At 58.7% G+C, this 10,634-nt stretch carries 8 protein-coding genes and 1 pseudogene; 6 read left to right on the top strand and 3 right to left on the bottom strand.

Features of this window, described 5'->3' with window-relative positions:
* On the bottom strand, positions 1 to 2,090 hold a 2,090-nt coding region (locus tag P349_RS0124855), incomplete at its 3' end, for an RHS repeat-associated core domain-containing protein (RefSeq protein WP_032664419.1).
* 184 nt (positions 2,091 to 2,274) lie between these two features.
* Positions 2,275 to 2,440 (bottom strand): annotated as a pseudogene (locus P349_RS26525) (DDE-type integrase/transposase/recombinase); the annotation flags it as partial.
* Between the two features lie 206 nt (positions 2,441 to 2,646).
* On the opposite strand from P349_RS26525, the gene P349_RS00125 reads away from it, so the two are divergent.
* The 6 genes from P349_RS00125 to cfa all read left to right on the top strand — a co-directional run bounded on the left by P349_RS00125 (position 2,647) and on the right by cfa (position 7,777).
* Positions 2,647 to 3,603, top strand: coding sequence for a 2-keto-3-deoxygluconate permease (locus P349_RS00125; RefSeq protein ID WP_032664416.1), 957 nt, complete (start codon positions 2,647 to 2,649; stop codon positions 3,601 to 3,603).
* Positions 3,604 to 3,620: 17 nt separating this feature from the next.
* The gene (locus P349_RS00130) at positions 3,621 to 3,977 is read left to right on the top strand and encodes a UxaA family hydrolase (protein ID WP_050597555.1); all 357 of its coding nucleotides are present in this window, start codon (positions 3,621 to 3,623) and stop codon (positions 3,975 to 3,977) included.
* The gene (locus tag P349_RS00135; RefSeq protein WP_032664414.1) at positions 3,974 to 5,146 is read left to right on the top strand and encodes a UxaA family hydrolase; all 1,173 of its coding nucleotides are present in this window, start codon (positions 3,974 to 3,976) and stop codon (positions 5,144 to 5,146) included. Before P349_RS00130 ends, P349_RS00135 begins: the two co-directional genes overlap by 4 nt.
* Positions 5,147 to 5,277: 131 nt before the next feature.
* The gene (locus P349_RS00140; RefSeq protein WP_032664413.1) at positions 5,278 to 6,027 is read left to right on the top strand and encodes a FadR/GntR family transcriptional regulator; all 750 of its coding nucleotides are present in this window, start codon (positions 5,278 to 5,280) and stop codon (positions 6,025 to 6,027) included.
* A gap of 224 nt (positions 6,028 to 6,251) precedes the next feature.
* Positions 6,252 to 6,602 (top strand): hypothetical protein, encoded by a 351-nt coding sequence (locus P349_RS00145; protein WP_032664411.1) that lies wholly within the window; start codon positions 6,252 to 6,254, stop codon positions 6,600 to 6,602.
* 32 nt (positions 6,603 to 6,634) lie between these two features.
* Positions 6,635 to 7,777, top strand: coding sequence for a cyclopropane fatty acyl phospholipid synthase (cfa, locus tag P349_RS00150; RefSeq protein WP_032664409.1), 1,143 nt, complete (start codon positions 6,635 to 6,637; stop codon positions 7,775 to 7,777).
* A 295-nt stretch (positions 7,778 to 8,072) separates the two neighbouring features.
* Here the strand turns inward: cfa and P349_RS0124850 are convergent, their stop codons facing one another.
* Positions 8,073 to 10,619: an RHS repeat-associated core domain-containing protein gene (locus P349_RS0124850; protein ID WP_081758236.1), complete on the bottom strand. Its 2,547-nt coding sequence runs from the start codon at positions 10,617 to 10,619 to the stop codon at positions 8,073 to 8,075.
* Between the last annotated feature and the right edge of the window lie 15 nt (positions 10,620 to 10,634).

Raw genomic sequence — 10,634 nt, 5'->3', positions numbered from 1 at the left:
GGATTATTCCTGACCATCCTGTAGAGGTTGAGGCCGTCCACGGTCCCTGCCGGGTCCGCGCTGAGCCATCTGCCCGCCCACGGCTGGTAGTACCGGTAACCGTAGTAGTACAGCCCCGTCGCGTCACGCTCCTTACCCGAGTAACGCACGGTTTTGTAGTCCGCTTCGGTCGCGCTCCGCGCCGCCCACACCGCCGTCCCCCCGTACGGGTAGTACTCCTCCCGGCTGATAACCTGACCCGTACCGTCCAGCTCCAGCCCGCTGCTCCCGGTGAGGCCGTCCACGCTGTACCGCACCCGGTCGTTGTCCACGCCGTCCGGCTTCCCGCTCTCCCAGTGCAGCGCCCGCACCTGCGCCCGGCCCGCCTCACCCACCGTAATCACCTGCAGGCTTTCCGTCGTCGTGTCGCCGCTCCGCGTGCGCCTCAGCTCCAGCCCCGGCAGGTACGTCACCCGCCGCGTCTGTGTGCCGCTGCCGGTTTGTTGCTGGCTCACCTTTCTCAGGCGCTGGCTCTGGCCGTCATAGCGGTAGCGTTCGCCGTCATTTGTTGTCGCTCCGGCGCCGGATTCTGCGGTGCGGCTCACCGTCGTCACCCCCTTCAGGTTGCCCCGCGGGTCCCAGACCAGCGTGTTCGTCGCGCTGAACCCCGGGTTCAGCTGATGGCCCGCCGCGTCGAAGTACCCGTCCACCCTCGCCGGGTCGTCCGTCAGGCTGCTCAGCACCGCCCGGTTGCTGGCATGGCTGACCGTCATCGCGGTGGTGTAGCTGTTACTGGTCGCCGGGGCGCTGTGCCGTATCTGCGTCAGGTTCCCGCCGGCGTCATAGGCGTAGGTACGGGTGTAGTTGGTGTACTGGCTGCTGTCGGCAGGGAGCGGGGTTATCAGGGGGGGCAGGCTCCGGCCCTGCTGCCCGGCGGCGGCATTCTCCCGCCCGGTGGCGCGGATAAGCTGGTACAGGCTGTCGTAGGCGAAGGTGCTTTCCGGGACCACCTTCTGGTTGCGCCAGAAGGTGGTCTCCTGCGCGTCGTCGCTGACGCTCAGCACGTTGCCCGCCGGGTCGTAGCCGTAGCGCAGGGCCTGCAGGACGGTGCCCGCGGCGCTCCCCTTCGCGGCGGCACCCCGGGTGGTGGTGGTGCCCGTCAGGCGCTGCGTCTGCGGCTCATACACATAGTCCGTGGTCACCCCGTTGCCGTGCACCTCCTGCAGCTTCTGTCCGGCCGCCGACCAGGTCAGGGAGACCAGGACCGGCTGTTCAGTACCCCCGCTGAGGGTGAGCCAGCTGCCGCTGACGCGGCCGGCCACGTCGTAGGCCGTGCGCTGCGTATGCCCGGTGGCCCCGGTCTGCGTGAGGGGAAGACCGGCGGCGTTCACCGTGGTGCGGGTGGTGTGGCGGGCATCGTCCCCCTGTTCAAGCTGCGCCCGCCAGGCGGCCTCGTCGTCCCCGGCCCAGTCCGCGTCGTCCGCGGCGTCCTGTAACAGGGTGCGGGACTGCTGCAGGAGCGCGCCTGAGAGGGCGTACCGGTCGGCGGTGGCCAGGCCGGCGGCGTCATAGTGGCGGACCACGGTGCCGCAGCGGTTGCGGGCCCGGTTCTCCTCCGGGGCGGTGCCGCTCCGGTCGGCGTACACCAGGCGCTGCGTGGTGCGGGCCGTGGCCTCACCGGTAGTCTGCTCCCGGACCGAGAGCAGCCGCCCGGGTAGCAGCGGCGCTGCGTTCGGGGTATCGGGTTGATAGACCTCGTACTGCCAGGTGGTGAGGGTACCGGGGGCGTCCTGCTGCCGGCAGGGGCGGCCTTCGGCGTCATGCAGCATAATCCGGCGTCCGGCGTCGACGCTGAGGGTGCGCAGGGGCTGCCCGTCGGGGGAGGAGATAAAGGTCAGGTTGTCGACGGGCACGGCAAGCGCCCCGAGGCGGGGGTCAGCCTGGGCCAGGGGGCGTCCGGCGTCGTCGAAGCGGCTGCGGGTGATGCGCAGGTCGGCGTCAGCCCCGGGGGCGGAGCGGCACCAGGCGAGGGTGCGGACGGGCCGGCCGCGGGGGCCGGTAACGGTGATAACCGGCGTGCGGGTATCGGTCGGGGTGGTGGTGACGGGCATAAGGGGGCTCCGGGCAAATGGCGGAAAAAAACCGGCGGGCGCGGCATGGGTCGCCGACCCCGGCGGCGGTGCATACCATACTGTAGCCGGATTAGCGACGGTCTGCCGGGCGTCATGCGCAAACTCAGATGAGTTTTTTACCGGGACAAGGGGGCTGTCGCGTTAATGACAGGAAATCAGCAAAATTAAGCGTGGTCAACGACGCGGTACTTACACCACTTTTACCTCAGGTTCATTGTGGTGCCAGGTGCCCTTGCGAAAGAAGCGCAGGGCTGCAGCAGAACATCAATGATCAGGCCTGCTGTATCGACCGCCCGATACAGGTATTTCCACCGGCCTTTAATTTTGAGAGACGGTGAATTTTTGTCTGTTTAAACCCGGATGAAATAGCCTCTTGCCCCTGCCTGATAATTACAGGTCAACTCGCCACCGGGACCGCTGATCTGGATCAATATTTTTGTTATAACATGGTATACCATGATATGCCTAGTGCAAGGAAACGACGTGAATAATCCCCGATAGCGTCGTATTTCGCTGACAGCTAACGAGGTTTTTTATGAAGATAATGAAAACGATGCAGCGTTTTCCCGGTGGCATGATGGTGATCCCATTGCTTCTTGCTGCTGTGATGAACACTCTCTTTCCCCATGTCCTGCGTATCGGCGGTTTTACTGAACAGCTCTTTATCTCGGGATCGTCACCTCTGATCGCACTCTACCTGCTCTGTGCCGCGGCAGGGATCAATGTTCGTAAGGTTGGCCGTCCACTGGAAAAAGGCGTGGTGCTTTTTGTGGCGAAGGTCGTGTCCGGCATTGCGATTGGCTTTCTTGTTGCCCACTACTTCGGGATTAAAGGTCTGCTGGGGGTGTCGCCGCTGGCGATTATCCCGGCGATGACGGCCATTAACGGCGGCCTGTATGGCGGCCTGGCGGGTGAGTTTGGCGATGCGACCGATATCGGTGCGCTGGCTCCGGTGCTGCTTGGCTGCAGCCCGTTCTTCACTCTCATCGCTCTCGGCGCTTCCGGCATTATCAGCGTGCCCTATATGGCGCTGCTGGCGGTGATCTTCCCGATGATAGTGGGCTTCATCCTTGGCAACCTGGACGACGACTGGAAAGCGCTGCTGACCAGCAGCCAGAACTTCCTGGTGCCGTTTTTTGCCTGGTCGCTGGGTATGCATCTGAATTTGCACGAGCTGATCTCCGCAGGTCTCCAGGGCGTTGTCCTGGGGCTGGTCACGCTGGTTGTTACCGGCGGGCTGGGGTATGCAGGCTACCGCATTTTCTTCAGGGAAACCAAACCGGCGGTAGGCGTTGCGGTAGGTACTACCGCGGGGCTGTCCGTTGCCTTCCCGGCGGTGGTGGCCCAGATTGCGCCAAATTTTGCGCCGCAGGCGGCGATTGCAGCCGCACAGATTTCTTCCGCGGTCATCGTGACCGCCATCCTCTGCCCATTGCTGGTTTCCGTGCTGGCGAAACGCGATGCACGCGAACCGAACCCTATTCGTCATTGAGTTAATCGAGGTTAAACATGTCACAGTCAACGGTACTGGCATTAAAAATTATGGCCTGCGACAGCGTCGCGACGGTCCTGGAAGACGTCCACCAGGGGGATACGATCACGGTGAAAGACAAAGCCGGGCACACCGAAACGGTGACCGCCAACGCCAGCATACCCTTCGGTCATAAAATTGCGGTCGCTGCGCTGGCAAACGGCGCTGAAGTGCTCAAATACGGCGAAAGCCTGGGCGTGGCGACGGAAAATATTCTCGTTGGTGATTACGTCCACACGCACAATTTAGCGAGCCAGTATGGTCGCGGCGATCTTAATCATGGCGTCGAAGTGACACATGCCCGGACTTCCCGTTATCAGGAGGCAGTAAAATGAATAACGATTTTAAATGGTTTGGCTACCGTCGGGAAAACGGTCAGGTCGGTTCACGTAACATTGTCGCGGTAATACCGGCCACGGTGTGCGTCACCGAGATTGCCCAGGCGATTGTCTACAACACCCAGATGTCCAGAGCGCTGTTGCACCACTGCGGATGCTGCCAGCTGATGCCGGATCTGAGTCTGGTGACGGAAACGTTAGGCCGCCTTGGTTCACATCCAAACGTCGGTGCGGCGCTGGTTATCAGCCTCGGGTGCGAAGGTTCTAACGCGGATGACATTGTGGCACAGATTGCTTCCACCGGTCGTCCCGTCGAAAAAATCGTGATGCAACGCCTCGGTGGCACCAGCCGCGCTATCCAGCACGGTATCGACCTGGTGCAGAAAATGGCGATTGCCATTTCATCTCAGCAGCGAAGTGAAGCGGGGCTTGAGGACCTGATGATGGGCATCAAGTGCGGCTCGTCTGACACCACCTCCGGTCTCTCGTCTAATATGGTCATCGGTCAGATGTCCGATGCTATTGTCGACGCGTGTGGAACCGTCCTGTTCGGTGAGACCACGGAATTTATGGGGGGCGAACACCTGCTGGCCCGCCGCGGCCGGACGCCGGAAGTGGGGAAACGCATCTATGAGATCGTCGACGCCATGGAAAAACGCGCGATGGCGGTGGGCGTGGATATGCGTAACGGTCAGCCTACGCCGGGAAACATTGCCGGTGGCTTATCGACCATCGAAGAGAAATCCCTGGGGGCTATCAACAAATCCGGGTCACGCACTATTGAAGGCGTACTGGATTATACCGACGTAGTCCCGGGGAAAGGCCTGTGGATCAAAGATTCTCCGGGGTTCGAACCCGAGATTTTGACCGGGATTGCTGCTGGCGGTGCACAGGGTATCGTTTTCTCTACGGGGCGTGGCGCGCCGCAGGGCTTCCCTATCGTGCCGGTGCTTAAAATCTGTGGTAATCCGCGTACTTACCAGAACCTGTCGCACGATATGGACGTGGACGCCGGGCAGATTATCCTCGGGCATAAATCCATCGAGCAGGTCGCACAGGAGACCATGATGACCTTCATGCGGGTGCTTTCCGGTGAGCTGACGAAGTCTGAAGCCATCAACTATAACCGGACGATGGATATCCATACCTACGGGCCCAAAATTTAATCGCCAGCCGCGGTTAATCTCCTGCCCACGCGTATTACCCCGCGTGGGCACTTACTCTGTGTCCCTGATTGCGCTTGTGACATGTTGATGAATGAATGATAATCCCTGCAAATGGAGACAGGAGCAGCATAATGTCAGCACAGTTATTTACCCCGATCCAGCGCAACGATCGGCAGCGTGGCGCCACCCTGGCGATGCTGGTTTACGATGAGATTAAGAATGCTATCGTGAGCGGCAGAATCAAGCCCGGTGAATGGCTGCCGGTACAGCGTAACATGGAGGCGTTGTTACAGGTTTCCCGTCCGCCAATTCGCGAAGCGCTGACCAAGCTGCAGGGTGAGGGGCTGCTGACAGCTGAAATGGGCAGAGGGCTGAAAGTTGCCGATGTTTTTGAAGAAGCCATTGCCTCACCGTTAAGCCAGCTGATGGTGTCCAATCCGCAGGTGCGGCTGGATATTCTGGAGTTTCGTCGGTTGCTGGAAGGGGCTGCCGCCTTCTATGCTGCACAGCGCAGCACGTCAAAAGAGCATAAGCGCCTGCGCGAGCTGTATCAGAGGCTGAAATGGGCCTATACCGAAGGCACTTTACTGGACGCCGCAAAGGCCGACGCGAGATATCATCTGGGTATTATTGAAGCCGCCCACAACCAGGCTATTCTCAGCGTGATGAGCGGTTTCTATACCATACTACAGGACTCCGTGCTGGATGCCGCCGATACGATCCGTCGTGACAAACAGAACTGGGATGAAACCGATCGCCACCATCGCCAGCTGCTGGAAACCATTATCTCCGGCGACGCCGAACAGGCCCAACGGCTGGCTTGTGAACACCTGACCTTTCTCTATTCCCGTCTTTCAATCGCTCAGCCTGTCCTTCCCTGAAAATAGCCGAATCGGTCCCGTTGATGGATGAGTCAATGAATTTATTCTAGGGGCTTTTTTATTTCAATTACTGCCATTCCATTTTAGCATGATTTCCATTGGAATAATTCATTTTGATGATTTTCTGTGGCGGGTACAATCAAAGGGTGGGGTGAGATATTCATTCCGCTGTGGAAGTGGTCATTTTTTAAATTAATTGAAATAATACGACATGAGTTGATGAAATGAAAAAATATCGGCCAACGATTGCTGATGCGTATTCCCTGGAGGGGAAAGGGTTACTGCGCAGAGCAAGAACAGTGTGGCAGAATATTGCCGTTAATGAGGCAAACCTCAGTAAGGACAGAGAGTTGGCCTGGCGTAAACTGGACACCCTGGATGCCGTCATGGAAGAAAAACAGCGTGAAAAAAAAGAACGATTGAAAATAATCTCCACCTGTAAAGCCAGTGCTGAAGAAGACAGGGAGAAGATTATTTCCTGTTTTAAATCCGGCCACAGCGTCATTCAGATCCAACAGATGACGCAGCGTTCCACCGCTTTTATCTACAGATGTAAAAAAGATATCCGGTATTAATCATTATCTATCTGAAACAGGTTGTCACCGCAATGGAAAAATCAATAGCCTTATCCGCGCAAAAAGACCGCTGGTATCGCATCAGTGAAGAATTGCTCGCCAGAGCTGGCATCAAAATTAACGGCTCCGCGTCGTATGATATTCAGGTGAAAAATAATCATTTTTATAAACGCGTTTTGCAGCAGGGATCGCTTGGCCTTGGAGAAAGTTATATGGACGGGTGGTGGACCTGTAAAAGGTTGGATCAATTTTTCACCCGCATTGTACAGGCCGATCTGGAGTCCTCCCTGAAGGGCAATGTCAGAGATTTGCTGCGCGTAGCGAGCCTGCGAATGACCAATCCGCAGTCCAGAAAACGGGCGTGGATTGTCGGCAAAGAGCATTACGATCTGGGCAATGACCTGTTCAGCGTGATGCTGGACCCCTGGATGCAGTATTCCTGCGGCTACTGGAAAGAGGCCTCCAGTCTGCATGAGGCCCAGGAGCATAAACTGAAGTTGATCTGCGAAAAACTGCGGCTGAAAAAGGGGATGACCCTGCTGGACATTGGCTGTGGCTGGGGCGGCTTAGCCTCTTATGCTGCCGAACATTATGGCGTGAAGGTGACCGGCGTAACCATCTCCGCGGAACAGCAGCAGTTTGCGCGGACTCGCTGTGAGGGACTGGACGTTGAGATCCTCTTGCAGGACTACCGCGATTTAAACCAGCAGTTCGACAGAATTGTGTCGGTTGGCATGTTTGAGCATGTGGGGCCGAAAAACTATGCCACCTATTTCAGCGTAGTAAATAACAACCTGAAGCCGGACGGAATTTTTCTGCTGCACACCATCGGCTCTAATCAATCTGATGACAAAGTCGATCCGTGGATCAACAAATATATTTTCCCGAACGGTTGCCTGCCGTCGGTGACACAAATCGCTGTCGCCAGCGAGCCGTATTTTGTGATGGAAGACTGGCACAATTTTGGCCAGGATTACGACAAAACGCTGATGGCCTGGTATGAGCGTTTCCAGGATGCCTGGCCAGCCCTGGAGACGCGCTATTCCGATCGTTTCAAACGCATGTTCACCTATTATCTGAATGCCTGTGCCGGTGCGTTCCGCGCCCGAAACATCCAGCTCTGGCAGGTGGTATTCACCCGTGGTATTAATGAGGACATGCGTGTTCCACGTTAAGTGCTCAGCCCTTTCTGCCGGGCGGAAGGTTCTAAATAACTTATATGGACACCTCCACGATGCAAGCACAGGCAGATCTTTTTCTGACAAAGTAGCCACACGCATATATCCGGCTTCGTGAGCCCTGATGAAAATCAGTGGCTTTACGCTTACTTTCAATTGTGATGTAGTTAAGGCTCTGTTGCGTTAACAACGAGAACGGTAGCACACCGCAGGCGTGCTACCGTTCATTCCATTGCAACATACAGAATCGCAAACAAGCTCCAGCCTTACCCTGTCCGTGCACCAACATCGTCTACTGACGCTTAGCTTTATTCATATCCATGAAGCCTCCAAATGTGGAGTGCGTTGCATTTCCTACCAGAGTTCCTGTTGTATCTTCGTCCTCAAACCCTTCCGTTACATAAATCATGACATAATTACTGAACGCATGCTGGACATTAACGTTATCCATTTGATAGCCATAATCAATGGCAATTGGAAGCAACTCGGAAATTCGTTTTAACCCATTCTGCACCGGTCCAAGTGCCACACCAGAGCTATCTTTTTTCATTATATTGCTTATTTGTTCTCTAATTTCCTGATTGTTATCGCTTCCATATGCCTGACGTTGTGATTCTGAGGAGGGGCCAGTCTCATTCCCTTTCTTAAAAAATTCATCAGCACTATATCTCAATGCCATCTTTGGCTTCCGTGAATCATCATGTAACATATGTATAAGAGGTTTAGGTTTGGGTAATAAATCGATGGTGCTTTGCCCGGCCTGATTTTTTGATATATCGTCTATTTTTTTCTCCGGGGTTAACGGAGAATGATGGACGCCTACTGGAATAGATAACCCGGATTGGTTCAGAGCTGTATTGCCAGCTCTGGCAGAAGACGTAGTGCCCGCATTCACTGATTGTGGTTGGTTAGAAATGATTGATAGGGGAGGTAACTGATGAAGCTCAGTAGGTTGATCGTGTGATTTATTAACATCATTCCCGCAACAACATGAAAAACATCCACGCCCGTCCGTATCCCTCATCACCACCGGATTATTCCTGACCATCCTGTAGAGGTTGAGGCCGTCCACGGTCCCTGCCGGGTCCGCGCTGAGCCATCTGCCCGCCCACGGCTGGTAGTACCGGTAACCGTAGTAGTACAGCCCCGTCGCGTCACGCTCCTTACCCGAGTAACGCACGGTTTTGTAGTCCGCTTCGGTCGCGCTCCGCGCCGCCCACACCGCCGTCCCCCCGTACGGGTAGTACTCCTCCCGGCTGATAACCTGACCCGTACCGTCCAGCTCCAGCCCGCTGCTCCCGGTGAGGCCGTCCACGCTGTACCGCACCCGGTCGTTGTCCACGCCGTCCGGCTTCCCGCTCTCCCAGTGCAGCGCCCGCACCTGCGCCCGGCCCGCCTCACCCACCGTAATCACCTGCAGGCTTTCCGTCGTCGTGTCGCCGCTCCGCGTGCGCCTCAGCTCCAGCCCCGGCAGGTACGTCACCCGCCGCGTCTGTGTGCCGCTGCCGGTTTGTTGCTGGCTCACCTTTCTCAGGCGCTGGCTCTGGCCGTCATAGCGGTAGCGTTCGCCGTCATTTGTTGTCGCTCCGGCGCCGGATTCTGCGGTGCGGCTCACCGTCGTCACCCCCTTCAGGTTGCCCCGCGGGTCCCAGACCAGCGTGTTCGTCGCGCTGAACCCCGGGTTCAGCTGATGGCCCGCCGCGTCGAAGTACCCGTCCACCCTCGCCGGGTCGTCCGTCAGGCTGCTCAGCACCGCCCGGTTGCTGGCATGGCTGACCGTCATCGCGGTGGTGTAGCTGTTACTGGTCGCCGGGGCGCTGTGCCGTATCTGCGTCAGGTTCCCGCCGGCGTCATAGGCGTAGGTACGGGTGTAGTTGGTGTACTGGCTGCTGTCGGCAGGGAGCGGGGTTATCAGGGGGGGCAGGCTCCGGCCCTGCTGCCCGGCGGCGGCATTCTCCCGCCCGGTGGCGCGGATAAGCTGGTACAGGCTGTCGTAGGCGAAGGTGCTTTCCGGGACCACCTTCTGGTTGCGCCAGAAGGTGGTCTCCTGCGCGTCGTCGCTGACGCTCAGCACGTTGCCCGCCGGGTCGTAGCCGTAGCGCAGGGCCTGCAGGACGGTGCCCGCGGCGCTCCCCTTCGCGGCGGCACCCCGGGTGGTGGTGGTGCCCGTCAGGCGCTGCGTCTGCGGCTCATACACATAGTCCGTGGTCACCCCGTTGCCGTGCACCTCCTGCAGCTTCTGTCCGGCCGCCGACCAGGTCAGGGAGACCAGGACCGGCTGTTCAGTACCCCCGCTGAGGGTGAGCCAGCTGCCGCTGACGCGGCCGGCCACGTCGTAGGCCGTGCGCTGCGTATGCCCGGTGGCCCCGGTCTGCGTGAGGGGAAGACCGGCGGCGTTCACCGTGGTGCGGGTGGTGTGGCGGGCATCGTCCCCCTGTTCAAGCTGCGCCCGCCAGGCGGCCTCGTCGTCCCCGGCCCAGTCCGCGTCGTCCGCGGCGTCCTGTAACAGGGTGCGGGACTGCTGCAGGAGCGCGCCTGAGAGGGCGTACCGGTCGGCGGTGGCCAGGCCGGCGGCGTCATAGTGGCGGACCACGGTGCCGCAGCGGTTGCGGGCCCGGTTCTCCTCCGGGGCGGTGCCGCTCCGGTCGGCGTACACCAGGCGCTGCGTGGTGCGGGCCGTGGCCTCACCGGTAGTCTGCTCCCGGACCGAGAGCAGCCGCCCGGGTAGCAGCGGCGCTGCGTTCGGGGTATCGGGTTGATAGACCTCGTACTGCCAGGTGGTGAGGGTACCGGGGGCGTCCTGCTGCCGGCAGGGGCGGCCTTCGGCGTCATGCAGCATAATCCGGCGTCCGGC

Source organism: Enterobacter sp. DC4, assembly GCF_000568095.1.
Lineage (GTDB): Bacteria > Pseudomonadota > Gammaproteobacteria > Enterobacterales > Enterobacteriaceae > Enterobacter > Enterobacter pseudoroggenkampii.
Note: the sequence above shows the minus strand (reverse complement) of the source record. Positions and strands in the feature narration are given on the sequence as shown.

Bases quoted from the DNA above. Each gene is read 5' to 3' on its own strand.
- P349_RS00140 (WP_032664413.1), top strand. From the start codon at position 5,278: ATGTCAGCACAGTTATTTACCCCGATCCAGCGCAACGATCGGCAGCGT.
- cfa (WP_032664409.1), top strand. From the start codon at position 6,635: ATGGAAAAATCAATAGCCTTATCCGCGCAAAAAGACCGCTGGTATCGC.
- P349_RS00130 (WP_050597555.1), top strand. From the start codon at position 3,621: ATGTCACAGTCAACGGTACTGGCATTAAAAATTATGGCCTGCGACAGC.
- P349_RS00145 (WP_032664411.1), top strand. From the start codon at position 6,252: ATGAAAAAATATCGGCCAACGATTGCTGATGCGTATTCCCTGGAGGGG.
- P349_RS00125 (WP_032664416.1), top strand. From the start codon at position 2,647: ATGAAGATAATGAAAACGATGCAGCGTTTTCCCGGTGGCATGATGGTG.
- P349_RS0124850 (WP_081758236.1), bottom strand. From the start codon at position 10,619: ATGCTGCATGACGCCGAAGGCCGCCCCTGCCGGCAGCAGGACGCCCCC.
- P349_RS00135 (WP_032664414.1), top strand. From the start codon at position 3,974: ATGAATAACGATTTTAAATGGTTTGGCTACCGTCGGGAAAACGGTCAG.